The sequence below is a fragment of the Flagellimonas oceanensis genome (genome assembly GCF_003992595.1).
Taxonomy (GTDB): domain Bacteria; phylum Bacteroidota; class Bacteroidia; order Flavobacteriales; family Flavobacteriaceae; genus Flagellimonas; species Flagellimonas oceanensis.
The window spans coordinates 1-25,357 of record NZ_RZNA01000043.1; the positions used below are offsets into that span (position 1 = coordinate 1).

At 39.2% G+C, this 25,357-nt stretch carries 29 protein-coding genes; 20 read left to right on the forward strand and 9 right to left on the reverse strand.

The features are described 5' to 3' along the window. The coding region (locus EO132_RS11730; RefSeq protein WP_164732267.1) for a helix-turn-helix domain-containing protein at positions 1–257 on the reverse strand (257 nt) is incomplete at its 3' end. Positions 258–749: 492 nt separating this feature from the next. Here EO132_RS11730 and EO132_RS11735 point away from each other — a divergent pair. From EO132_RS11735 to EO132_RS11790, 12 genes are all read left to right on the forward strand, one after another. Continuing rightward, positions 750–1,523 carry a hypothetical protein gene (locus EO132_RS11735; protein ID WP_127138041.1) on the forward strand — a complete coding sequence of 258 codons (774 nt, stop codon included), beginning with the start codon at positions 750–752 and terminating at the stop codon, positions 1,521–1,523. After that, entirely contained in the window at positions 1,520–2,005 is a 486-nt protein-coding gene (locus EO132_RS11740; protein WP_127138042.1) for a hypothetical protein, read from the forward strand. The genes EO132_RS11735 and EO132_RS11740 overlap by 4 nt, the downstream gene beginning before the upstream one ends. A 181-nt stretch (positions 2,006–2,186) precedes the next feature. Further along, positions 2,187–2,369 carry a helix-turn-helix transcriptional regulator gene (locus tag EO132_RS11745; RefSeq protein ID WP_313781231.1) on the forward strand — a complete coding sequence of 61 codons (183 nt, stop codon included), beginning with the start codon at positions 2,187–2,189 and terminating at the stop codon, positions 2,367–2,369. Next, entirely contained in the window at positions 2,366–3,439 is a 1,074-nt protein-coding gene (locus EO132_RS11750; RefSeq protein WP_127138044.1) for a DNA cytosine methyltransferase, read from the forward strand. Before EO132_RS11745 ends, EO132_RS11750 begins: the two co-directional genes overlap by 4 nt. Next, on the forward strand, positions 3,417–5,543 hold the full coding sequence (locus EO132_RS11755; RefSeq protein WP_127138045.1) for a sensor histidine kinase: 2,127 nt from the start codon (positions 3,417–3,419) through the stop codon (positions 5,541–5,543). The genes EO132_RS11750 and EO132_RS11755 overlap by 23 nt, the downstream gene beginning before the upstream one ends. A gap of 6 nt (positions 5,544–5,549) precedes the next feature. Beyond that, positions 5,550–6,155 (forward strand): response regulator, encoded by a 606-nt coding sequence (locus EO132_RS11760; RefSeq protein WP_127138046.1) that lies wholly within the window; start codon positions 5,550–5,552, stop codon positions 6,153–6,155. Continuing rightward, entirely contained in the window at positions 6,148–6,735 is a 588-nt protein-coding gene (locus EO132_RS11765) for a hypothetical protein (RefSeq protein WP_127138047.1), read from the forward strand. The genes EO132_RS11760 and EO132_RS11765 overlap by 8 nt, the downstream gene beginning before the upstream one ends. A 73-nt stretch (positions 6,736–6,808) precedes the next feature. Then, entirely contained in the window at positions 6,809–7,414 is a 606-nt protein-coding gene (locus EO132_RS11770; protein ID WP_127138048.1) for a plasmid pRiA4b ORF-3 family protein, read from the forward strand. A gap of 184 nt (positions 7,415–7,598) precedes the next feature. Beyond that, positions 7,599–10,829: a DUF2723 domain-containing protein gene (locus EO132_RS11775; protein WP_127138049.1), complete on the forward strand. Its 3,231-nt coding sequence runs from the start codon at positions 7,599–7,601 to the stop codon at positions 10,827–10,829. A 37-nt stretch (positions 10,830–10,866) separates the two neighbouring features. Continuing rightward, positions 10,867–11,283 (forward strand): VOC family protein, encoded by a 417-nt coding sequence (locus tag EO132_RS11780; protein WP_127138050.1) that lies wholly within the window; start codon positions 10,867–10,869, stop codon positions 11,281–11,283. A 60-nt stretch (positions 11,284–11,343) separates the two neighbouring features. Beyond that, positions 11,344–11,673 (forward strand): serine hydrolase domain-containing protein, encoded by a 330-nt coding sequence (locus EO132_RS11785; RefSeq protein WP_205780360.1) that lies wholly within the window; start codon positions 11,344–11,346, stop codon positions 11,671–11,673. Positions 11,674–11,938: 265 nt separating this feature from the next. Beyond that, complete coding sequence (locus tag EO132_RS11790) at positions 11,939–12,364, forward strand: hypothetical protein (protein WP_127138052.1); 426 nt, start codon at positions 11,939–11,941, stop codon at positions 12,362–12,364. Positions 12,365–12,725: 361 nt separating this feature from the next. On the opposite strand, the gene EO132_RS11795 is transcribed toward EO132_RS11790, so the two are convergent. Further along, a complete protein-coding gene (locus EO132_RS11795) occupies positions 12,726–13,094 on the reverse strand; it encodes a hypothetical protein (protein ID WP_127138053.1) in 369 nt (122 codons plus the stop codon). A gap of 201 nt (positions 13,095–13,295) precedes the next feature. Between EO132_RS11795 and EO132_RS11800 the strand changes: the two genes are divergently transcribed. From EO132_RS11800 to EO132_RS11810, 3 genes are read left to right on the forward strand one after another with little or no spacing between them, the layout of a single operon-like run. Continuing rightward, the gene (locus EO132_RS11800) at positions 13,296–13,616 is read left to right on the forward strand and encodes a hypothetical protein (protein WP_127138054.1); all 321 of its coding nucleotides are present in this window, start codon (positions 13,296–13,298) and stop codon (positions 13,614–13,616) included. A 36-nt stretch (positions 13,617–13,652) separates the two neighbouring features. Then, complete coding sequence (locus tag EO132_RS11805) at positions 13,653–13,874, forward strand: hypothetical protein (RefSeq protein WP_127138055.1); 222 nt, start codon at positions 13,653–13,655, stop codon at positions 13,872–13,874. A gap of 14 nt (positions 13,875–13,888) precedes the next feature. Then, positions 13,889–14,329, forward strand: coding sequence for a hypothetical protein (locus EO132_RS11810; protein ID WP_127138056.1), 441 nt, complete (start codon positions 13,889–13,891; stop codon positions 14,327–14,329). Between the two features lie 543 nt (positions 14,330–14,872). On the opposite strand, the gene EO132_RS11815 is transcribed toward EO132_RS11810, so the two are convergent. Beyond that, positions 14,873–15,199 (reverse strand): hypothetical protein, encoded by a 327-nt coding sequence (locus EO132_RS11815; RefSeq protein WP_127138057.1) that lies wholly within the window; start codon positions 15,197–15,199, stop codon positions 14,873–14,875. A 253-nt stretch (positions 15,200–15,452) separates the two neighbouring features. Between EO132_RS11815 and EO132_RS11820 the strand changes: the two genes are divergently transcribed. From EO132_RS11820 to EO132_RS11835, 4 genes are all read left to right on the forward strand, one after another. Beyond that, the gene (locus tag EO132_RS11820) at positions 15,453–15,881 is read left to right on the forward strand and encodes a hypothetical protein (RefSeq protein ID WP_127138058.1); all 429 of its coding nucleotides are present in this window, start codon (positions 15,453–15,455) and stop codon (positions 15,879–15,881) included. Positions 15,882–16,288: 407 nt separating this feature from the next. After that, complete coding sequence (locus tag EO132_RS11825; RefSeq protein WP_036383575.1) at positions 16,289–16,636, forward strand: plasmid mobilization protein; 348 nt, start codon at positions 16,289–16,291, stop codon at positions 16,634–16,636. After that, a complete protein-coding gene (locus EO132_RS11830; RefSeq protein WP_036383577.1) occupies positions 16,626–17,675 on the forward strand; it encodes a relaxase/mobilization nuclease domain-containing protein in 1,050 nt (349 codons plus the stop codon). The genes EO132_RS11825 and EO132_RS11830 overlap by 11 nt, the downstream gene beginning before the upstream one ends. A 26-nt stretch (positions 17,676–17,701) precedes the next feature. Beyond that, complete coding sequence (locus EO132_RS11835; protein WP_036383578.1) at positions 17,702–17,953, forward strand: hypothetical protein; 252 nt, start codon at positions 17,702–17,704, stop codon at positions 17,951–17,953. A 19-nt stretch (positions 17,954–17,972) separates the two neighbouring features. Here the strand turns inward: EO132_RS11835 and EO132_RS11840 are convergent, their stop codons facing one another. From EO132_RS11840 to gcvT, 5 genes are all read right to left on the reverse strand, one after another. After that, a complete protein-coding gene (locus EO132_RS11840; RefSeq protein WP_036383580.1) occupies positions 17,973–19,163 on the reverse strand; it encodes a site-specific integrase in 1,191 nt (396 codons plus the stop codon). Positions 19,164–19,279: 116 nt separating this feature from the next. Further along, positions 19,280–19,990, reverse strand: coding sequence for a YebC/PmpR family DNA-binding transcriptional regulator (locus EO132_RS11845; protein ID WP_127138059.1), 711 nt, complete (start codon positions 19,988–19,990; stop codon positions 19,280–19,282). 65 nt (positions 19,991–20,055) lie between these two features. Further along, the gene (locus EO132_RS11850) at positions 20,056–20,343 is read right to left on the reverse strand and encodes a 4a-hydroxytetrahydrobiopterin dehydratase (RefSeq protein WP_127138060.1); all 288 of its coding nucleotides are present in this window, start codon (positions 20,341–20,343) and stop codon (positions 20,056–20,058) included. A gap of 48 nt (positions 20,344–20,391) precedes the next feature. Continuing rightward, positions 20,392–21,210, reverse strand: coding sequence for a sugar nucleotide-binding protein (locus EO132_RS11855; RefSeq protein ID WP_127138061.1), 819 nt, complete (start codon positions 21,208–21,210; stop codon positions 20,392–20,394). A 7-nt stretch (positions 21,211–21,217) separates the two neighbouring features. Then, positions 21,218–22,306: a glycine cleavage system aminomethyltransferase GcvT gene (gcvT, locus tag EO132_RS11860; RefSeq protein WP_127138062.1), complete on the reverse strand. Its 1,089-nt coding sequence runs from the start codon at positions 22,304–22,306 to the stop codon at positions 21,218–21,220. Between the two features lie 141 nt (positions 22,307–22,447). On the opposite strand from gcvT, the gene EO132_RS11865 reads away from it, so the two are divergent. Further along, a complete protein-coding gene (locus tag EO132_RS11865; protein WP_127138063.1) occupies positions 22,448–24,064 on the forward strand; it encodes an aminopeptidase P family protein in 1,617 nt (538 codons plus the stop codon). Here the strand turns inward: EO132_RS11865 and thrC are convergent. Continuing rightward, positions 24,061–25,356 carry a threonine synthase gene (gene thrC / locus EO132_RS11870; RefSeq protein ID WP_127138064.1) on the reverse strand — a complete coding sequence of 432 codons (1,296 nt, stop codon included), beginning with the start codon at positions 25,354–25,356 and terminating at the stop codon, positions 24,061–24,063. The two genes, EO132_RS11865 and thrC, sit on opposite strands and share 4 nt — an antisense overlap. Position 25,357: the final 1 nt, after the last annotated feature.

A 25,357-nucleotide genomic window follows, 5' to 3' on the forward strand; every position in this document is an offset into this window, starting at 1 on the left:
GGGAAGTACCGCTCTAAGGTCCTCAGCTGTTCGCTCTTGGGCTTTTGGTCCGCCTTGAAGAGCCTGTGGATCTCCTCCAGGGTCATCTCCGAGACCTCGTAGGGCGTCAGCCTGTAGCACTTGAAGAACTCGATGTACTTGGCCACCGTGTTGCGGGAGATGCCAAGTTCCTTGCTGATCCGTCGCTTGCTGGCCCCCTCGCCGTACAATTTGTAAATCCTTTTTGCCTTTCGCATATCTATCTGTTTGTTCGCCATGGTCTTTTTTACAAAAGAAACCATCGCAACACTCAAATAGAATCGATCTTTTTAGTGGCTCACTTTCATCCGCCCCACTATGCTCACTTTGGTCCGCCGCGGGTGGCTCAGTTTAATCCGCCGCAGGTGGTATACTATGCCCGTTTTTTGCAGTTAGGGCATCCCCTCTGCCCAAAAAGCAATCAATGACCATGCTGTGAATTCTTGACGACAAAATGGTCAACATGGGTCTTTTACCGCTAAATCGATTGTCTTTGTTTGAAAAAATAATATCCAACACTAATTTTTGGGCCAAGTATTATGTATTTTGAGAACAGTTTGAACGAAACAAGGGGTTGGTCGATTTGATGTAAACATATTTACCTTTCCGTAGAGGATTAAGATAAATCTGCCAACCAATTAAAAAATTCCAAATCGGGAAGGAACAATTGTGGTTTTGGATTTGGTTTGAAGACGACAGTTTTATGCATGGAACCGCACTAAAGTATTCATATGGCAGAAATTATTTATGACATATTGAATTTTGATAAGCCTATTGGCGAAAAGTCTTTTCGGGACACGTTAAATGAGCTTGAGGGCAAAGACTCCAACACCTTAAAAACAGTCCTGTCCAAAGAGCAGCTGAACTCACTTGTGGTTATCTTATTCGCTTATGGCCTCCACTATGATGAATTGGTGGAGGAAAAACGCCAACGTTTTTTAAATACCCTCATAGAGAAAAAGCTCCCGTTGTTTCAAGTGTCCCAAACATTCGCTGGACACCTATTGAACAATTTGGACCAAGGATCAGAAGCCGAGTTCCAACAGCTACTCCAAATGGAACACAACATTGAGAAAATTCTTTCCAATGAAAGGTTATTGGATTTTGTGGAAATGGAACTTCTGGATCCTGTTACTACTTTTCGAAAATGGGAATATGGCCGTTTCGCCTTGGCTTATATGGCATATTATTTTTTTAGTGATGTCAAATGGGACAAAGTTGAAAAGATTTCGAAGGTGGAGGATTGTCTAAAAAGAATAGGAAAAAATTTGGATAAAAAGGAAGGGAGCTTGGATTCCCAAGAAAAACTGTTCCTACTAACTATGGCCAAGGGAATGTTAATGCCAGAAAAGACAAACATGGCTGAATTTCTGCTTGTTGGTTCCTATGTGCAGGAAAATATGATGAGGCTTTCGGCTAGAATAAAGAATCTGTCCGAGATATTGGAAAGTGTAATCCAAAAGGAAATATCAAGACAAAAGGGCAAGGAAGGGCCAAATCTATGATAGGTTCGGATGCATTGCTCAGACATCTCCATAAATTGGGAATGGAGGAGAAACCCTTGATAGGGGGCAATAAATACACCCTATCCCAAGTCAGATTGGCTGAAAGAATTGTTCAAGACCTACGGTATGATTTGGAAAAGGCCACAAGAAAACCCAAACTATCCCGTAGAAGGGCATTTATTGTCATATTGGAAGACCTCTACTATGACTTGCCTGAATATCCAAGCGAACTTACCCTTGAGAATATTCATAGAAGGGCTTCACTACGGTTTGAATATATGAACCGAAATATCAAAGCATTTACGACCCCGACAGAAATTCACCCCAAAGATCCATGCAAGTATTATGAGGACAATGGCCATGGAAAGGCTAGATATAGGGCCGCATTAGAACATTTGGTCAGCGGGTCATCTATATACTTTCAAGAGTACAAAGCGGAGGTTTCGATTAAGCGCATTTATGAAGATGTGCAGTTGTGTTGACTTAATATATTCCGGGCTTAATTAGAGTTGTGAAAAGATTTGGTAATGTCAAAGTTAGGGTAAAACAGCTTAATCCATAGCTGCGAAGATGGTTGGAAAAATGAATATGAAAAATTGTACCTTTATAGATTTATGTAAGAATATTTAAGTCTTGGTTAAAAAGAATTACAATAGAATTAAAGTGGTTCTGGCAGAAAAAAACATGTCCAATAAAAAATTGGCCATCGATTTGGAGTATTCGGAGACTACTGTTTCTAGATGGTGCACAAATGATGCACAGCCTAATTTAGAAACTCTCTTCAAAATTGCCGCTCATTTAAAAGTTGAGGCTAGGGAATTAATGTCTAAAAACGAGGATTTATGAAGGGAGCTATTGATATATTTAGTGGGGCTGGTGGAATGAGTGCCGGAGCTGAATTGGCCGGCATAAAAATTCAATTTGCAGTTGAGAACAATAAGGATGCTGCCGAAACATTTAGAGGTAATCACCCAGGAGCAGAGGTGGTATGTAATGATATTAAAAAAGTTTCGGTGCCTGAAAAGTTCAAGGACACATTTGTGCTTTTTGGAGGGCCACCTTGTCAGGGTTTCTCTATATCAAATACCAAAACCAGAAATTTGAAAAATGAAAATAATTCCTTGTTCAAGGAGTTTGTTCGGTTTGTTCGTGAGGCGAGACCTAAATGGTTTGTTTTTGAGAACGTTGAAGGCTTTGTTTCGTTCCAAGAAGGTGACATTTTAAGAAAGCTCAAAAGAAAACTTGAGAAGTTGGGATATAAAATCTCATATTCAGTCCTGACAGCTTCAGATTATGGAGTTCCACAAAATAGGAACCGATTTTTCATGGTAGGCAATATACTCGATATAGATTTTGTTTTTCCAAAAAAAGAAAAAAGAAGAGTTACGGTAAAACAAGCGATAAATGACTTGCCAGCTTTAAAGAATGGTGATAACTATGACCAATTGCCCTATAAACGGGGCAGGAAAAGTGAATATGCAAAACAAATGAGAAAAGGGTGCAATGTTGCAACCCAAAATTATGTATCTCGGAATAAAGATTATGTAATAGAAAGGTATAAGCACATTCCCAAAGGAAAGAATTGGAAGGCCATTCCAAAGGATTTGATGGCCAACTATAAAGATTTAACCAAATGTCATAGTGGAATTTATAAAAGGCTGGATGATAATAAACCATCGGTTGTCATTGCCAATTATAGAAAAAATATGTTAATACATCCTTATCAGGATAGAGGGTTGTCTGTCAGGGAAGCAGCACGGTTACAGAGTTTTCCTGATAGTTTCAAGTTTGAAGGTAGTCTAATGCATATTCAGCAACAAATAGGGAACGCTGTTCCTCCCCTATTGGCAAAGGCTATTTTTGAACAGATTGTACACTTAACGAACAAAAGGAATGGGCAACAAAAACCAAGATGATTACATAAAGTTCAATTTTGATGTTAGTGCTTATCGATTACTTGGTAGAGAGCTGATAACGGATAGGATAACCGCTCTTTTCGAAATAGTCAAAAACTCTTACGATGCAAATTCCAATGTAGTTTCAATTAGTTTTATTGACCCCAACCCCAAATCCGAAGATTCAAAAATCATAATTAAGGATGATGGGCTAGGGATGACTTTTAACGATTTGAAGAATCGTTGGATGGTAATAGGAACCAGTAGTAAAAGAAGAGAAAGAACATCCCCTGAGCCATACAATAGAAAGGTTGTAGGTAAAAAAGGAATTGGGAGGTTTGCCGTCGATTTGTTGGGGTCGAAACTAACTCTAAAGACTAAAAAAAAAGGAAGCGACCAATGGATATACCTGGAGACCGATTGGTCAGTGTATCAAAGGCTGGAGGCTGAACAATTGACGATTCCTTTTGAAGAAGAAAAGGAGTTTTTTACGGATATCAAAAATCGTTATTGGTTTGAAGATGGCGAAAAGGATGAACAGGGGACTATTTTAAAAATAGAGAAGGTAAATAATGATTGGACAGAGTATGACATCAGCCGAGCAACCAAAGAACTGTCAAAGTTAGTTTCGCCCAATGCCAAACTTACCAAATATCCCTTTAGCATAAGAATCCATTCTCCTTTCCCCAATTATCAGAATGTCACTATTAAACCTTTGTCTATAATTGATTATGCAACAAAATCCATAAAATTATCTTTCGACAAACAACAAAAGCTTCAAGAGATTGTAATACATGACAAGGGTGAGCTAAAAAAGACAAATGTTCCGAGAAGGAAATTCGGATTGGTTGATTTTACCCTTTACTATTTTGACCAGACGGCCAAGAGAAAATTTAAGAGAGAGTTCAATTTGGATATTGATGGGATTAAAATTTATAGGGATGGAATCATTACTACGCCTTTTGCTGAACATGAAGCGAATCAATTGAAACAAAAAGATATTTTAGGAATAGACAAGCGTAGGTATTCAGGTTTTTTCGACAAAATCAATAGTAGGGATTTGTTGGGTTTTATTGAATTATCGGATGAAGAAAACCCAAACTTAATTGAAACGACCAATCGTCAGGATTTTTTGAACAATGAAGAATGGAAGGAGTTAAAACTCTTTGTGATTGAGCAGATTGAGCAAATTGAAAAATGTTTGAAGTATGAAAGAGAGCATGTCCGGGAAACAACAAAGTCTGATTTAACCAAAGCTGATAGCGGGTTAAAGTCAATTAAAAAAAACTTATCGGCGATAACAAAGAGCGCATCTCCTGAAATTAAAAAGCAACTAAGAACTGTTGAGGCTGACCTGAACAAATTGCAGGGAACCGTAAATAAAAGTATTAAGGATTATGCAAAGTTAGAACAAGATTCAAAGCAGAAGGAAAGTCTCTTTTTCAGTTTGGTTTCACTACAGACTTATGCCTCAATGTTTTCGCATATGACCAAGCATACGATAGGACATATTATAAGGGATGCTGAATATTTCAAAAACCATTTTCCTAATGATAAATTAGTGGATAGGTTCAAATCAATTTCAAAAAGGATTTTTGGTGAAATGAACACTCTAAGGCAAGGAATTGATTTTATGTTAAAATATGCACAGTCTGATGATAATATTGAGGATATAAATGTACAGGAGTTACTTCAAAATCTATTTGGGAACATATATTCTGAATTATTCAAAAGAGAAGGAATTGAAACTAGCGTTGAAATTGACAAAAAATTGGAATTGCGATATAACAGAAAGGCATTGGAGGACATTTTTGACAATTTAATATCAAATTCAATCAAAGCCTTAAGAGGGGTGTCAAACAAAAAAATAAAATGTAGCGGTGTCGTTAGTAATGACAAATTAACCTTGTACTTCTCAGACAACGGTATAGGTATTCTCGAGGAGGATAAATATAGAATTTTTGATATTTTTTTCACCAGAACCGCTGAGGAAGGTGGAGCAGGAATTGGATTATATATGGTGAAAACTAGGATTGAAGCTATGAATGGAAGTATTGAAGTAGTTGAAAATGAATTCAAACCAAATGGGGCCACATTTGAAATAGTATTACCTTTTGAAAAATAAATAATTATGGATATCAATATTGTTGTTATTGATGATAATCAAAAAATGCAAGAGGACTCTTTAATATGGTCCCTTGAGGACAGATTTGGAAAGGGAAATGTCCATTTTTTTTTGACACCAAAGGATGGTTTGGTTTTTATAAAAGAAAATCTTCAAAAAAATATTATAGTCCTATTGGATATTAATTTTCCGGAAGATCAAATAGATGGGCATAAGGCACTTGAAGAAATAACCGGCATGTCCAAACTGATTCCCGTTATATTGTGGAGCGCCATAGACGAAAACAAAGAAAAGTTCTCAGACTTCATCAATAATCATGCCTTTGGCTTTATTAGCAAGACAGCAACTATTGAAGAGGCCATCCAAATAATTGATAAGGCCGTAAAGTTTTTAGAGTTTAGTATTGATAATGTCATTGAAGATTGGATAATTGATAAAAATGAGGATAAGGACAAACCTGTATACATTACATCTGATGGCTCTTCCTATTCGTTAAATGATATTTTAAGGGAAATTAGGCAACAAAGTGAAGTTGGTAAAGAATTTACTAAAAAGTTCAATGAATTGACCATTGACCTAATTATAAGGAACAAAGAAAATCTGAATGAATGATATAATTTTAGCCATTGATGAAGAGGATACTGAACTGGGAAGCTTTTTCAAGGATTGTGGGGCGGATCTGATAAATTTCTTCGAGCAAAAGCAAATAACCATAGATAAATTAGTGGACAGTCAAATAAACCATGTTTATGTCAAAGTAATTACAGAGAATTTAAACTCATTCACTTTTTTAGCGTATTCGCACGGGTCGGATGCACAATTGGTATCAAATGGAACCTCATATATCGATGAGGATAATGCCGACAGTTTTGAAAATTCCCTATTCTATACCTGTTCCTGTGATACAGGAAAACTATTGGGTTCTAAACTGGTTGAAAAGGGTTGTCTTAGTTATATTGGTTATAAGGACAAATTCATTGTTTGGGATTTCAACAGGCTACCCTTTGTTGAGTGTGCCAATTATGCAATCAAACAAATATATTTGGGTAAGGGGTCAGAAGAAGCCTTAATCATGGCGAAAAGCAAATATAATGAATACATCGATGACTATAATAATGATTTGATGGGAGCAGCCATGCTGCGATCCAATAGGGATGCGTTGATTCATTTGGGCGAAGGGGTAAAATTCTAAATCTGGCCGTGGATTATTTTTAGGGCCTACTGTATTGCCAATCTTTTACTTAAAGTTATTATAAGATTAAGAATTGAGTAAAGTCTTTAAATTTCGAATAGAATTGCAGGGAAGCAATCCGAAAATTTGGCGCGAGTTCCTAGTGGACTCCAATATTACGTTTTATAGGCTACATCACATCATTCAGATAGTCATGGGATGGGAGAACTATCACCTTTTTGAATTTGAATCGGATACATATCGTATTGGCCAACAATACGAGGAGGATGGATACCATGGCCCAAATGAAGTAATCAGCGCACGAAATCTTAAAATCGGGGATGTACTGAATGACAAGGAGCAAACATTTTCATACCTCTATGATTTTGGTGATTTCTGGCAACATGCGATAACATTAGAAATGGTAATTGATGATTTAAGGATTCCCTTCCCCATTTGCTGCCATGGGGAACTGAACTGTCCCCCAGAGGATGTAGGCGGTCTATCTGGGTTCTATGATTTTTTAAGAATAATGGACAATTCGAAACATCTGGAGCATAAACATTTGAAGCAGTGGGTTCAAGAAAAGAACGTTGCCTATAAGGGAAAGTATGACTCAAAAAAATTCTATATCGAAAGAGTCAATTTTTCCTTAATGGAATTGGATGATTATATTGAGGATTGGGAAGCAGAAGCATAACAACGGCCAAAAGTCCAAACAAACGATGAATCGACTTTTTTTCGGTGGGACTTTTGGAAAGAAGGATTTACAACCCCTGTATAGATACCCTAAAAACTAGGTTTGGTTTTCTGCTAAACTAATATTACTCTGGTGCTAAGTGATTAATTAATACCTTGTAAGGGAATTATCTAACAATTAATCTATGACCATTAATTATAACAAATGGAACATTCTTATGGGTTGGGGAGTGTTCCTTCTCAGTCTATTGGTATATTCCTTAACGGTTGAGCCCACAGTAAGCTTTTGGGATTCCGGTGAATATATCGCTTCATCAGCCAAATTGCAGATTGCCCATCCTCCGGGAGCACCTTTGTTCCAGATGATAGGGGCGTTTTTTGCCCAATTTGCCCTAGAAGCTGACCAAGTGGCCAAAATGGTAAACTACATGTCCGTTCTCTCATCGGCTTTTACCATTCTTTTTCTTTTTTGGACAATTACCAACCTTACCAAAAAATTGGTTGCAAAAGATGGGGCCTTTACCGACAACAAAGCTTTTATGGTAATTACCAGCGGCCTAGTGGGAAGCCTGACTTATACGTTTTCGGATAGTTTTTGGTTCAATGCAGTTGAAACCGAGGTCTATGCCATGGCCAGTTTGATCATGGCTTCACTCATTTATCTCGGAATACGTTGGACAGATGACCTTGATAAACCAAGGGGGATTCGATGGCTGTTATTGATTACTTTTATAATAGGCCTGACCTTTGGCGTACAGTTTATGGGGTTCTTGGCGATACCGGCAATTGTATTGATGTACTTTTTCAAAAAACACAAGAGTATGTCACCAAAGAAGTTTATTGTGGCCAATATCGTCGCTATCGGTATCCTGTTGTTGATTTTTAAGTTTTCATTGACCTATGTTCTTAAACTTTTTGGCTGGAGCGAGGTCTTTTTTGTAAACAACTTTGGACTTCCCTTCAATTCGGGGACTATTTTAATGGGTCTGTTCCTTGTAACATTATTTTGGGTAGGGCTGAGATATACCAAAAACAAGGGTTTTATAAATGCAAACACTTCCATATTGGCCTTGGCATTCCTTTTTATGGGTTTTTCCACTTGGTTGATGATGCCCATTCGAGCCAATTCGCATGTGGTCATCAATGAAAATGACCCCTCCGATGCACGCGCGCTTTTGGCCTATTACAACAGGGAACAATACCCGAGTGCGGAAAGTCCCTTTTACGGGGCCTATTACAGCAATAGGTTTGGAGATTTTGGCGAACCGATGGATGACAAACCCAAATATGAAAAGGATGAGGCATTGGGGAGGTACGTGGTCGTAAACAAATACAAGGATGCAAACCAGAAGCCAGATAAAAGACATGTGGGATTGCTTCCAAGGCTCTGGAGCGATCAACACGCAGACAACTATATCGCTTATTTCGGCCCCTTGGATTTTGAGGTAAAACCAAAGTTTAAAGGAAACAAGGAAATTGCCCAGATCATTGCGCAAATTAAAACAGGTTTCCAGAACGGAGATTTGGACGCTTCTGATTATGTCCGTGCTTTGGAGACACTTGATGAATATATTACCGTTCATCCACCCACTCTTTGGCAAAATTTGGAGTATATGTTGTCCTATCAGTTTGGATATATGTATTTCAGATACCTGATGTGGAATTTTACAGGTAGACAAAATGACTTACAGGGGCGTTATGATGGCAATGGCGAATGGCTCAGTGGCATACAGTTTTTGGACGAAGCCCGATTGGGAAATCAAAAATATCTGCCACAGGATGACCTGAGGAACAAGGCGCGAAACACCTATTACTTCCTTCCTTTGATTTTAGGGTTATTGGGCTTGGTGTTTCAGCTATCCAAGAACCCAAAACAGTTTTGGGTCTTTTTTGTGTTCTTCTTGTTTACGGGATTGGCGATTCAGTTTTATACCAACCCGACCATTTTTCAGCCCAGAGAGCGTGATTATTCTTTGGTGGGATCTTTTTATGTGTTCTCCTTGTGGATTGGAATGGGTGTATATAGCTTATATGAAATGGTAAAAAGCCTAGGGCGTTACCGAATCGTTTCCCGTGGATTGGCGGTCATTTGTTTGGCCTGTGCGCCTGTGTTGATGGCCTTTCAAAATTGGGACGATCATGACCGATCCAATAAATTTACCGCAAGAGCGGCCGCTAAGGCATATTTGGATTCCGTGCAGGAAAATGCTGGCGGTATACTTTTCACCATAGGGGATATCGATACTTTCCCCTTGTGGTATGCACAGGATATCGAGAATTATAGAACAGATGTAAGGGTTGTGGTCTCAGGATACCTATCAACTGACTGGTATATCGATCAGATGAAGCGTAAAGCATATGAAAGTGATGCCATTCCATCCCAAATGACACATAACAGGTACCATTACGGTGCCAGAGATGTGGTTTACTACAGACCTATTCAAGGTCTAAAGGATAAAAGATGGGAAATAAAGGACTTTATGAACTGGATTGCCAGTGACCACCCAAGGACCAAACTTGGATATTTGTTTGAGAGCAATGGGGCCGATTTAAGTCAATATTCCGATTACGCCAAAGAACTTGTTTATTATCCCACGAATAAAATTCGGATCCCTGTCAATAAGGAGAATGTTCTAAGTTCGGGATTGGTCAAAGCAGAGGATGCAGACCTTATCGTGGATTATATTGACATTGATCTACCAGAGACAGGACTTACTAAAAACCGGATAATGATGCTGGACATTTTGGCTAACAATGATTGGCAACGGCCCATTTATTTTTCTGGGGGCAGCTATGATGACGCTGAATATATTTGGATGAAGGACTACCTTCAGTTGGAGGGACTGGCCTATAAGTTGATTCCCATCAAAACTCCCAATAACAATTCAATTGAATTGGGACGCATAGATACGGAATTGATGTATCAGAAGGTCATGGATTGGGAATGGGGCAATTCAGGAAGCCCTGAAATTTATCATGATCCCGAAACAAGAAAACACTTTGGGGTCATAGTGAGAAGCACAGTTGGCCGCTTGACCGAACAACTCATCCAAGAAGGTAAAATTGACAAGGCGCGGAACATTGTTGAATTGATCATGGAAAAAGTACCAGTTGAATTTTATGGCCACTATGTTTTTGTTGAGCCTTATTTGGATGGGTATTATAAAATCGGTGAAACGACCAAGGCCAGGGAATTGTTTGGTTTCCTAAAATCCAAATACCAAGACAAATTGATGTATATCGGTAGCCTGACGCTTGATATGCAATATGATAATGTGGAAGGATTATTAAGGGCCATTGAAGGGTACAAAAGAATATTGGAAATTGTCGAATCCAATCAGGATAATGAAATTCTGGAAAAAGAGGTTGAAGAATTCAATGAAGCCCTTTCAAAATTTGAACTGCTAGAGGAATGAACATGATTTATCCATAATTCAATTAAAGGATTTTTCAATGTACAATAGAATTGCACATATTGCCTTGGTTGTAAAGGACTATGATGAAGCTATCCACTTTTATACAAATAAACTGGATTTCATACTTCTTGAAGACACTAAAATTGACGAAACCAAGAGGTGGGTGATTATTGCGCCAAAAGGGGCGAAAGAATCCTGCTTGCTACTCGCCAAAGCTGCCAACGAAAAACAATTGGCCATTATAGGAAGCCAAACAGGAGGTCGGGTGGGATTTTTCCTTTTTACAGATGATTTCAATAGAGATTATGACAAACTGGTCAATCGGGGAGTAACATTTGTAAGGCCTCCTAAAGAGGAGTCTTATGGGGTTGTGGCCGTGTTTCAAGATCTTTATGGCAATTTATGGGACCTGTTGGAGCCTAATGAGAAGAATAAAGGTGTGATTATACAATAGAAATATATGTTCAAATAAAAGATATGCAAAAAAAAATATTTTTTCCTTATCTGTTTTATATTGTCGGGCAAAATTGCATGTTCGCAGGCCAGCAATGAGAATAAGGAAAGTATTATCGATTATTTGAATAACATTACCTATCCAGAGTTTTCAGATGTAGTACTTTTAGCAGAAAGGGACAGTGTTCTTTTTGAAAAGGCGTATGGCTATTCTAGTATTGAATATGAAGTTGGAAATAAAATCAATACACTTTTCAGCATAGCATCAATAACAAAAGCAATGACTGCTGAAGCAGCTCTTCAATTGGTTGACAAAGGTCTACTGGACTTGGATACTCCAGTAGGTAAGTACTTGCAGGTTATCCCAACACGACAGTACATGATTCTGTAACAGCGTATCAACTTTTGACCCACACCGCTGGATTGAACAATTTTCTGGTTGATAATGTCAGGGATATGGGTAAATTAAACCTAAAGGCTCTTAAAGATTATCTGCCTCTGTTTGATTCTCTTAGTAAAAACGATTCGTATCTTGCTTTAGCTAATCAAGCAGGGTTCTATTATTCAACAGCAAAGGACTTTATAAGGCCTTGATGGATTATCGACTGATTTCTGAGTCCTTGACCAAAAAAATGGGGGAAAAGCAACACACAAGATTGAAAAAGAAAATCACCACATACCCTCAAATCCGGAGAGGCCAGCTTTGGAGTGTAGAAGGGGAGGTCTATGGGCTTATCGATATCCGAATCACCGCTGTGAAGTCTCCCGTCAAATTCATGGCCACCGCTTTTTTCAGTAGCAAGGAACCAATGAGCACCAATCCTTTTATTGAGGAAAAGGTAAGCAAGGTGATTTCCGATCCCGCCTTCAGGTTACTTGTCCCTTGGGGCACAAAGGAGCTGGGTGAATGGGCCCAAAAGATTCCCGAAGGGGTGAGCACAAGGCTGCACAATATATTATGGAATCTATGCAGAGAAGCCCATATCTCCCCTCTGGACCTTACTAAGGACGAATTCCTCTCATTGGATAATGCTGGTAAAAAGACTTGGCAAGAGTACGAGAGTATTCGGAAAATAAGATAAAGATGATGGAGAAGAAAAAAGGGCGACGCAAAGAACAGGGATTCGATTATAACATTGATTTCCTAAATGTAACCCAACAGATTAAGGTGGACTTCATCAATTCGGAGGTATCGGCCCAGCCTTGTGGACTATCTCAACGAGAAAAATTTCAAGCTACAGTACCTGCTGGATGAGAATTCTCGATTGATGAGATGGTGGTTGACAATCTTCCCATGGTACTTGTGGTCATGAGGAAGGTATTGGAACGGTTCGACGATTTTGAAGTTTCCCATAGGCTCGAGTTCCTAGAGAGAAATGTCCTGTTGTTACGGGTGGGGAACATATGAAGAGGAAGAACCCTGGCTTTTTTAAAATGCAATGATTATTCTTTGAGACTGTAAACCAATTCAGCTCCATCACATGCGAGCGCTGATATTATAAGAATATTATTTGATCTTAGAATTGCTTTTTCCACACTCTTGTTGGAACAGCTCTGAATGAACACGTTTTCATTTTTATATTCTAAGGTAATGATCGGTACTTTTTGGTCATCATCGACAGTAAAGTAGCCTTCCATTTTTTGGGTGTCTCCATTTTGTACAATTATTTTGGAAAATTGGGTACTTGAATTGAATACCAATGCCTCATTTCTCCCTATTAAAGCTTTATCCAGAACTTCTCCAGAGAGTCCATAGGTTATTTGTTCGAGTTCAAACCTTAAGGGAAAATCTTCGGACAATGCAATTTTCATATTTAGATCATTTTCACTTGAACAAGATTCCATGATCAGCAAAACACAAAAAAACACTAGGATACTTCTCATATCCTTATGATGTGTATTTTATAAAAAGTTGCTAGATTGGAGTAGTTTTTTAAGAAAATCTTTGGGAATGATGAAAATCAGGACATTGTATAATAAGGAGTTTAAAAAGGATTCTACTAAAAGATTTTTATGATCAAAAACTTAAAATTGGTCTTTATAGTGGTAACAATGCTATTATCTTCGTGCAGTAAGGAGGCCGAAGAACCCAAGCACCAAAAATTTGCCGTATTCATTGAAACGGTGTGCGAGCAAGAGTCTACTATCCTTTGTGTGTCGGAAGAAGAATTCAGACGTGTCCTGAAAATTTTTACAGACTATGAGAATGGACCTGACCTTGATTGCTGGCCGATTACGGTCACGGATATAAATGGTACCGTCCATCAGGGCTTTCTTAGGGGATTGACTCCGGCCCGGGACGACGTGCCTTGTGTTCAACAAGCGAATAATTGAAAAGATTTTTTAAAAGTTCAAGTAAATAATCCCAACATGGAAAATAAAATAGTAATCGACCTGGAGAAATTCAAAGGCCAATCCCCACATGATCTAAAGGCTCACATAGAACAAGCTCTTTCCAATATAAAATGTTATGTGGAAGTTCCCGGGCCAAATCAAACAACCAGACTAAAAGATTTCAGGCCATTCAGGACCATCGACATAAAAACGGACTATGAACAGTACAGGTTAGTTGATGTGATCAACGAAAATTAAAGTCCAATGAAACGATGAAACTGATTAGAGAAGGCGCTTTTTTAACTGAATTGATTTTCCAAGCTGAACTTGTATCAAACTCTTATCGGCGATTGAAAGGTTCTGTGGATAGATTTGATAAAATCTCTGTTTGGTCGGATATTCAATCCATTTTGATATCATCTGGCAATATCTCTAAAATTCTATGGCCAACAAAGAAATATAGAGAAAGGGGTGAACAACTTAGGCAACTTCTGGAAATCGGCTCTGAAAGTGTTTTGAAAAGTAGAAAAATCAGGAACCGATTTGAGCACTATGATGAATTTTTGGATGATTTTTTCAAAGACAAGGATATTTGTTCCTATACCGATTTGGCAATGAACCCCTCGTTAAGCCCATTTATAGGTGGATCTTGTCACAGAGGGTATAACTCCTACAACAATACCCTTGTGATCCATGGAGAATCCTGGACTTAAATGATATTGTAGCCGCTGTTGAAAAAGTAAGGCTTAAGTGCAAAAGCTTATTTCTCTGATTTTACATTTCTTGACCGTCAATAATAAGTTTGGTGTAATTTAGATAAGTAAATGCTATAAAATAGAGGGCATTACAAGTCTAACAGTCGAGAAATAATGAAGATGGAACTAAAAATGGGAAAACGTGCAAGGGGAATATCCATTAAAACTTTTCCCTATCCGGTGTGGTTTCTAGCTAGATCTTGAATCGCCAAGTACAATTTGAATTTTCACGTGAACGAGATTTTGTAATTGACATTTGGTAGAGGCTTCATTCAGCCTTGATGGTTACATACAAGGTTTGATCGACAGGATGAAAGGAAAATAATAATCACTAAAATAAAATACAAAACGAACACAGATCTCTCGTGTTCTTCAAGAGTTCATAAATTTTTAGTATGCCCAATGACCAAAGAGTTAGCGTAATTGAAAAAAGGCCCATTCTTGATCTAAATAATGAATTACCTTAAGCTCGACAACCTATCAAAGACATTTTAAGAGGTTTTAAAGAAAATTTCTGTCCTCTTGTTCTTCCAGCCATTTTTGTTGTCTCGGTTCAATAATCTGCTTTTTAACTTTTTTGCAGAGATTGTCATGTAACCGATTTCGTATGGTTCGGTTTATTATGCGATAACCTTCAATTTCAAAAATGTCAATGATAAATTCCGGTTTTTTGCCTAACTGTGTTTCAAAGGTGACGACATCGAAATCCATACAATCCGATTCAAGCAATGCATTCAGGGATTCGTGGTATAATGTCAACGCCTCGTCGCTACCATATAATATACATGTGGTCGCCTTGACATAGGAAACCTGCTTTAATTCTTTCAAAACCTCCAAAGTTTTTGATGACAACCCCACTTATTTGGTTAAATTCTTAAGATATGATTTAAAAAAATGTAGCTCTTGAGTGTCTATAGGGGGAGATATTTAACAATCCAAAAGCTACATTGTTTGATGTATGCCCAAAATTACGATTAAAAAGTAAAATTTCGTAAGGATCGGGGGTCAACAATGCTAAAAACCAGATTGATACCGTGAAACCCTTTATGGTTCTAATCCAAAACCTTACCTTGGGCTGTATATGCAAGAAGAAGGAGGATTGTATTTAGATTTCGATGATGATCCGGAAGGTATCATTTCTCGAACGGTTTCCATAATGGTCATATCCTTGGATACTACGTCGGATGTATTGCCAGACCCTCTATTAAAGGATCTTTTTGACAAGACCAATCCAAGGAATGCCAACTTAGATCAAGCCTTCATGTGTGAGCTTTTTGATACTTTATATTCCACCTACCGTTTTTTAAAGGGATTGCCGAAAGAGGAATTGGACGAAAGGGAATTCAATCAGATTTTCTTATCATGGCACATTTTGTTATGGATTGAAACATTACGTCGTGCAAAGGTTGTAGAGGTTACCCCTTTTCCGATTTTTGATTTTGACAATCTTCCTGATTTACAGATGGATTTAAAATTGGATAAATCTGTACTGTTGCCCTTATTGAATTAATCTACATGGGTTGAGTAAAAGTTCAATTAGAATCTTTTGTTTCATACATCTCTTGGAACAGATATAGTTGAATGACAAGTAGTATACCTCAAAACGAATTCGAGAGCCTTCATTAATTATAAAATTGGTTCATAGTTTGAATTTTAAAACGGTGTTCCCTATTCTTCCCTTCCCACAGAAACTCACCTTTGCGATTTCGCACAATCCTTGATTTTCAAATAAGAAAAATACGTTGGATAGATTTACCGTACATATAACCGTGTACGGCAAAACCCTTGCAAGTAATCCATAGGCCATAGGTTTGTGATATAGTTAATCGGAGGTCACGAAGCAAGTTGTGTTTTTGCTAACAAAAACCCTGCGCACCTTGTTTGCAGTTTGCCTTGTGATCCGTTAAATCATTTGAAATGGGAAGGCCAAAAAAAGAACTTGGGTTATTAAAAACAATACAGGTCAATGTCAGGATGACTGCTGCTGATCATTCCAAAGTTTCCGTTAATGCAGAAACCATCGGGCTGTCCGTTGCCGAATATATCCGAAGAAAATGTACGGGAAAATCCTTGCCGAATAAAAAGATAACCCCATTGGACAGGAAACTCTTTGTCGAGTTGAGCCGGGTGGGAAACAACCTGAACCAACTTGCCAGGGTCTCAAACTCAGGTATCCGTGACCCGTTCAATATCATTAAACAATTGGAGGAGGTAAAAATGCTGTTGCAACAGCTCAAATCAAATATAGCGAACAATGATAGGTAAGATAACAATAGGAAAGGATTTTTACGGTGTTCTTGCCTACAATGAGAAAAAGGTAGGCGAAGGTGTAGGGTATGTGATCGATTCCAATATAGAGTATTCCACAGCGGTAAACATGACACAGGAATTCAATTTGATCAGGCAATTGCGTCCGGGACTTGGGAATGCGGTCCTTCATGTTTCCTTGAACCTGCCGTACTCTGACCAATTGGACGATAATGAATTTGCTTCATTGGGATGCGACTATCTAATGAAGATGGGTTTCGATAACAACCAGTTCATTATGTACCGTCATACGGACACGGAACACGAACACATCCATATAGTGGGCAATAGGGTCAGGTATTCGGGTAGGATAACGAGTGACAGTAACATTAAAAGAAGAAGCCGGGAAGTGCTCAATGATTTGGAGAGGAAATATGGGTTGACTCAAATTTCAACAAAAATTGGTGGAAAAAAATCACTTGATCAAAAGGAAATAGAGAAAACCCTGAGAACAGGCGATGTACCTATCAAACTTGTCCTACAGGAGCGAATTGGTTCGGCAATCTCAAAAGCAATGGACACAACAGAATTTATCAAGTTGCTACAAGAGCAAAATATCTTGCCAAGATTCAACGTAAGCGAAACCACAGGCAGGGTTTCGGGGATATCTTTCAAATATCAAAATGTGGTATATAAAGGCAGTACCCTTGGTAAAATTTTTTCATGGAACAGTATTGTAAAACAAATCGATTATGAGCAAACAAGAGACCGTTCAATTATATTATCGGCTAATGGAAAAGAACGAGGAACTGATCAAGCTGACGAAGGAAACGTTGAAGGAACAGTCAAGGTTGAACCAAGAAATAATGGGACTGCAAAAGGCACTCGAAATTCTGCTCAACAATCAAAAAGTCATGTGGGAGAAATTAAGGAAAATGGAATAGTCGAGTCTTTAATGGATGAATCGGAATGGAATCCTTTTAAGCTGGAACTTACTGACCATGGTGCCAGAAAAAAGTCTAAAAGAAAGAAGAAAAGAAAGGGATTGAACAAATAAATCGAATCAGAGTGTCGTAAAATTCAATGGGCAATCAAGTAAACATACAACCCCTTAATCTGACCGGTAAGGCGTTTTGCGAAAAGCTTGGTGTATCGTACAATGGACAGATCATGCAGGCTTTACGGGATCTAGGATTAGTCAGTTTTTTCAAAGTTGGCAAAAAATACCTGTATGCTTATGAAGACATTTATTCGGTCAATCAAAAACTCAGAAAGGGGGAAATATCCATAAGAGTGGACAAAGGGTATTATATCACTATTAATGAAGTAGTTTAAGTATTGCATGAAAAGCACTTCAACCGAACAATCGATTCATTTCTTCTGCTTCTTCCTTATGGTAAAAATCTTTTAAATAATGCTGTGTGGTGGACAATTTGGTATGCCCCAATAGTTTGGAGATCATTAACAACCCAGTATCTTTTTTTACCGCAAAGTCGGCGAAGGAATGTTTTGCCATATGCATATTTACCCATTTTCCTATTTCTGCTTTTTCACAAGCATTACGCAATGACCGGTTTATAGCATTATTGGCAATATATAATTTGTGTTCTATTTCTTCTGCATTTTTATTGTCCATTCCATAAAGGGGAGGAAAGATAAAAGTATTGTTTCTACCTTTATAATTTTCTAGTATAGCCACAGCCTTAGGAGTCAAAGGCAAAGTTCTTTTTGCACCGGCTCTAGTTCTGGATTTGCCCATAGTATATACGATTTCATTTCCGGCAATATTTTCCCATTTAAGCTTGCATATATCAGAAAATCTCATACCAGCTGTATAGAAGGAAAATAGGAACATGTCCCTGGCTTTGATCATCCCTTTGAATCTTACAGGGATTTCCAATTCTGAAAGTTTGGTGATTTCTTCAAAAGTCAATGAGTCTTTTTCAACATTCTCAGTTACTATTGTATAGCCTCTTATGGGATTTTCCTTTATAACACCCATTTTCATTGCTTTATTTAGAACTGCATACATTGACTTGAAATTCGAGGCGACGGTATTAATTTTATTCCCTTTTTCAAGCATCCATTTTTCATAATCCTTGGCGAATTGTACGGAAAGATCGGAGAATGAAACGTAGCTCGAGAATTTTTTTAGTTTTTGGATGTACTTCTGTTGTGTGTTGGCAGTGCGGATTTTACCTTTTAACCTAGCTTCATCGACTATTTGTTGATAGAAGTCCAAAAAAGAACTAGTATCATACTTCTTGTTATTCTTATAAAGAAGGAGCAAGCGTTTGGCCGAAATCCCTTTATTATTGTAATAGATTTGTTGAACAGAGATCAATAAGGATTGGAGATTGGCGTTCAGTTTTTCTTCAAGTGGATGCCTTTTTATTTTTTTCTTTTTGTCGTCCCACTGGTTTTTTAGTACGGATATTCCAGAGTCAATATACTGGACATCCTTTTTAGAAGTCTCAATTTTAAGTCTGATTAATTGGGTTCCGTTCTTTTTTAAATAAGAGGAAAGATAATAGTTGAAATTCATTAGTTCGGTATTAGTTCGGAATATGCATAAATATAATGAAACATAAACGATTATAAACAATAAAAGCCTCTATTGATATAGAGGCTTTTACGTGTATTTAAAGGGTGTGAGCGTATTTATTCCTGCATGGTGTGGTACACGTTCTGCACATCGTCATCTTCTTCTATTTTTTCCAGTAATTTTTCCACATCGGCAACCTCTTCTTCATTGAGTTCCTTGGTCACTTGTGGAATCCGGTCAAATCCGGAGGAAATGATTTCGATTTCGCGGGACTCCAATTCTTTCTGAATGGCTCCAAAATTTTCGAAAGGGGCATAGATATGGATTCCATCTTCATCAACAAACACCTCTTCGGCACCAAAATCAATCATTTCCAGTTCCAGTTCCTCAGGGTCCAGACCCTCTCCGTTTATGGTAAAGTTGCAGGTATGGTCGAACATGAATTCCACTGAACCGGAAGTGCCCAGACTTCCATTGCACTTATTAAAATAACTACGGATATTGGCAACAGTCCTGGTATTGTTGTCCGTTGCTGTCTCGATCAAAATGGCAATACCGTGGGGTGCGTAGCCTTCAAAAAGTACTTCTTTGTAATCGCCCTGACTTTTGTCCGAAGCCCTCTTAATGGCACGCTCAATATTGTCCTTGGGCATGTTCACGGACTTGGCATTCTGAATCACGGCACGCAGCTTGGAATTGGCATCGGGATCGGGGCCACCTTCCTTAACGGCCATTACAATGTCCTTTCCAATTCTGGTAAATGCTTTGGACATAGCCGCCCAACGCTTCATTTTTCGTGCTTTTCTAAATTCGAACGCTCTTCCCATATTATCTTAAATTCTGGATGAAGGCAAATTTAGCAAAAAATGGCCCTATGTCAAGTTGAATATCTTCAACCTTGGCCAACAATTTCCTCTATGCTATTCGCGAGGTCAATATCCTTTTGGGTCACACCGCCGGCATCATGCGTGTTGAGTTTTATCGTAAGGCTATTATAGACATTTTCCCAATTGGGGTGGTGTTGTTGTCGTTCACATTCAAAAGCAATATGTGTCATCACTGAGAAGGCCTCTTTGAAGTCGGTAAAGGTGAATGACTTCTCGATCATATTATCTTTTAGCTCCCAACCTGATAGGTTTTTTAGGGCTTCCTCGATTTCATTGGTATTCATCTTGTTCATACATATGTGTTTTCCTAGAAGATAACCAATTAAAAAGGGAATGGAAAACTATACGGGCAGATGATGGTCGATAATCTCTTGGCAACTGATGCGAAGGTTCTTTGGAAGTATGTTGTCCTTGGGCAGAGCTGCCAAATATCGGTCCTCATTGGTGGTGTAGACCCGCTTGTAAACGGGATGGTAATTTCCTAAATGCTCTATGACCTCCTTAATGAATTCCTCGTGCTGGATAAGATCGCTACTGCCCAAATGGTATATACCTGTTTTGTTTCGGTTGATGAGGTAATGTATCTGTTGGGTAAGTCTATCATCATTGGTAACGTTTATAATCAGGTTGGGGAATACCTCGATGGGTTCGTTGTTCTCAATGTTTTCCTTGATTTCCTTGATTCTGGGCGAGGAGTTGCCAAAGACCATCGGAACCCTCAAAATGGCTGTTTTTTCCTTGGGCAACCGCATCATCATGTTCTCGATTTTTATTTTGAGACGGCCATAAACACTTAAGGACAGGGTTTTGTCATGTTCGTATGATGGAAACTTGCTATAGGCATCAAAAACATTGGCTGATGATATAAAGTACAATTTGGCATCTGACTTCATCAAATACTCCATTATATGTTGATGGGCTTGAATCTGTGCAGGAAAGTTCCCCCGGAGTGATGATATGATGATGTCGGGTTTTATCTGCTCCAGAATCTGAAAAATATCATCTTCCTCCAGATCATACCTCACAAATTGCTTGTTATTGGCAAAGGAGCGGTTGGAAAAGTAGGTGCCATAGGTATCAAAATAGGAGCAGAGTTCCTTGTATATGGCATGGCCAACAAATCCACTCGCTCCTAATATCAATATCTTTTTTTTATCCAAAGGCCAATTAATTGTTTTTGTAGAATGGCAGCTTTACAACAGTTGCCAAAACGCTGTTTTTACGTATTTGAATGTGGATGGGAGTGTCTACCTTGGAAAACTCAGTGGTCACATAACCCAGTCCGATACCTTTGGAAAGTGATGGCGACATGGTTCCCGAGGTCACTTTTCCAATTTCATTGCCTTCGGTATCCAAAATGGGATATCCTTGTCTGGGAATGCCTCTTTCCTCTAATTGAAAAGCGATTAACTTTCTTTTTGGGCCCTCTTCCTTTTGTTTGGCCAAAGCTTCACTGTTCACGAAATCCTTGCTGAATTTGGTAATCCACCCCAAGCCTGCTTCAAGGGGGGAAGTAGTATCATCGATATCATTTCCATATAGGCAATAGCCCATCTCCAAGCGCAAGGTGTCCCGTGCAGCCAACCCAATCGGTTTAATGCCAAAATCGGCCCCGGCTTCCAACACTTTGTCCCATACTTGCTGCACTTCGGAATTCTTACAATAGATTTCAAAACCACCGGAACCCGTATAGCCCGTAGCGGAAATAATGACATGCTCGATTCCTGCAAAATCGCCTACAACAAAGTTGTAGAATTTAATTGCCGATAAATCCACGGAAGTGATGGATTGCATGGCTTCAATGGCCTTGGGACCTTGAATGGCCAAAAGGGAGTAATCCTCGGAAATATTGCGCATATCCGCACCAATGGACGCGTTGTATTTGGAAATGTGCTCCCAATCCTTATCAATGTTTGACGCGTTTACCACTAAAAGATAGGTTTCGTCCTTTACCCGATATATGATCAGATCATCAACGATACCACCTGTTTCATTTGTCAAACAACTATACTGTGCTTTACCAACTGTCAATTTAGAGGCATCATTGGAAGTGACTTTTTGGATAAGTTCCAAAGCTTTTGGTCCCTCGATCAAAAATTCGCCCATATGGGAAACATCGAAAACGCCAACCGCCTTTCGAACGGTTTCGTGTTCACTATTGACACCCTCATAGGAAACGGGCATGTTATAACCCGCAAAAGGTACCATTTTAGCTCCTAGGGCCTCATGCGTTCTGGTAAGTGCAGTATTTTTCATTGAGTTTGTTTTTTGGATGGGCAAATTTATAGAATTAATTAAGGATACCCTTGGTTTGGGGAGTTATGATTTGCATAAAATTGCAACAGCTTACAATGTGTAATCTGACCAAAATTCGTATTTTGATCAAAATATATGATCATGTCAAAAATAACCTTAAGCCTATTAGTTGTCCTGATGATTGCTTTTCAGGCAACTTCACAGGATTTGCCAACCGATTATTTACCCGCTGATTTCCACAAGGACCGTAGGGATGCGGTAAGGGAAAAGCTGCCGCCCAACACTGCAGTGGTCCTATTTGCCAATGCAGAGCGGAACCGTGCCAATGATGTGGACTACGTTTACCACCAAGACCCTAATTTTTATTATTTGACAGGATATAAAGAGCCCAATGCTGTATTGGTCATTTTTTCCGAAGAACAGACCGATGCATCTGGAAATACCTTTGATGAGATTTTTTACGTGCAGGAACGGAATGCAAGAGCAGAGCAATGGACAGGAAAACGTTTGGGTGTAGAAGGAGTTAAGGGACAATTGGGCTTTGAAATGGTTTTCAATGGAAGTGAATTTGAGAATTTCCCATTGGACTTCACATCGTTCGACAATGTGTCCTTTGTGGATTTCCATAATGATTACAGGGATAAATCGGGGAGTGCTGATCTCTTCGATTTGATAAAGACCTTCAAGGTAAAAGCAAACTATCCATCAGATTACAATCCCGTAAGAAATAATTTGTACAAGAGTATATCCACTGTAACTGCTGAGAACAGTGAAGAAGTGGCCCAGACCATCGAAAGGTATTTGAATCGCTTTCCTGAATTGCAGGATGATGAGATTTTAAATGATTTTGTAAATGCCACCAATGAGGAGATAAGGGATGAGATCAAAAACAAGGTATTGGTAATCCAACGTTCCAGCAATTTGGACTCCAGTATTTTACCAAAGGTAATGGCCGAATTACGCCAGGATAAGACCCCAGAGGAAATGGAGCTTTTGAAAAAAGCGGTTGAAATTTCCGCAGTCGGTCAAATTGAGGTAATGAAAGCCATGCACCCTAATATGTCCGAGACAGAGATTCAGGGAGTGCACGAATATGTCTACAAGAGATATGGGGCCGAGTACGAAGGCTATCCCTCTATTGTTGGAGGCGGTCACAATGGTTGCATCCTTCATTATATTGAAAATAACAAGACCAAGGTTGGAGATGATTTGGTTTTGATGGATTTGGGAGCTGAGTACCATGGTTATACCGCTGACGTGACCCGAACCATTCCTGCCAATGGAAAGTTCTCCCCAGAACAAAAGGCCATTTATGATATCGTGTACAACGCCCAAGAAGCTGGTATTGCAGCCAGTGTTGTTGGGGCTTCGTTCAGAGATCCGCACAAAGCATCGTACGATGTGGTGGCCAAAGGATTGATGGATTTGGGCATCATCCAAGAAGAAAAAGAAGCAAGAAAGTATTTTCCCCACGGAACATCCCATTACTTAGGGCTGGATGTACATGATCCAGGAACCTATCAAGCGTTTAAGCCCAATCAAGTGATTACCGTGGAGCCAGGTATTTACATTCCAGCTGATAGTGATTGCGATGAAAAATGGTGGGGCATTGCCGTTCGAATCGAGGATGACATCTTGATTACCGAAAATGGGCCTGTCAATCTTTCGGGAATGGCACCAAGGAAGGCAGAGGAAATCGAAGAAGTGATGAAGCAACCCAGCCCCTTGGACAGTTTTCAACTGCCCAAGTTGGATTAATTGTTCAGAAGATGTTGTTTCAGCTCTTCGTAAGTGGTGATGGCATGTGATTTCTTGTCCTTGTCCATGACCTTTATGATTTGAGGGGGAATCTTTGGGCTAACGTCCAGGGTTTCCTCCACTACATCCAAAAATTTGACAGGGTGGGCCGTTTCCAAGAAAATACCATAGGTATCGGGATGGGATTTTTGATGTTCTTTTAATCCCAAATAGCCCACGGCACCATGCGGGTCCATGACATATCCTGTTCTGGAATGCACCTCTTTCATGATTGCTTTGGTTTTCTCATCAGTGAAGGAGTGGGAAGAAAGGCTTTCCTGTAGCTTTTCCAAATCATCTTGGTACAAATGTCTGATACGGACAAAATTACTCGGGTCCCCCACGTCCATCGCATTGGAAATGGTCGCTATGGAGGGCATGGGTTCGTAAACACCATTTGTCATGAATTTGGGTACCACATCGTTTACATTGGTGGAAGCCACGAAATGTTTGACGGGCATGCCCAGTTTCTGGGCCACCATACCTGCACAGATGTTTCCAAAATTCCCTGATGGCACAGAAAAGACAATTTCCTTACCTTTTGATTTGGCCTGTTTATAGGCGAACAAAAAGTAGAACAGTTGTGGCAACCATCTGGCCACATTGATACTGTTGGCCGAGGTCAATTTTTTATGATTCGTGATTTCGGTATCCAGAAAAGCGGTCTTTACCATCCGTTGGCAGTCATCAAATACGCCATCCACTTCCATGGCCTCGATATTTTGGCCCAAAGTGGTCAATTGTTTTTCTTGGATCTCGCTTACTTTTCCACTAGGGTAGAGGATGACCACTTTTACGCCATCAACCCCTAAAAAGCCATTGGCAACGGCACCGCCCGTATCTCCAGAAGTGGCTACCAAAACGGTAACATCCTGCTTTTCTCCTTGTGAGAAGTAACCAAGACAGTTGGCCATAAACCGGGCTCCAACATCTTTAAAGGCCATTGTTGGGCCATGAAAGAGTTCCAAGGTCGCTACATTTTCTTCGATGTCGACCACGGGAAAATCAAAATCCAAGGTATTGGCGATGATTTCTTTCAAGGCCTCATCAGGGATGTCCTCACTTACAAATTGATGAATGGCTTGAAAGGCGATTTCTTGATTGGAAAGCTCTTCAATGTGTTCAAAAAAATCTGTGGGAAGCGGAGTGATGCTCTCCGGAAAGTAAAGTCCCTTGTCCGGAGCGATTCCAGCGATGACCGCATCTTTAAATGAAGCTTGTATGTTTTGGTTGTTTAGACTGTAGAATTTCATG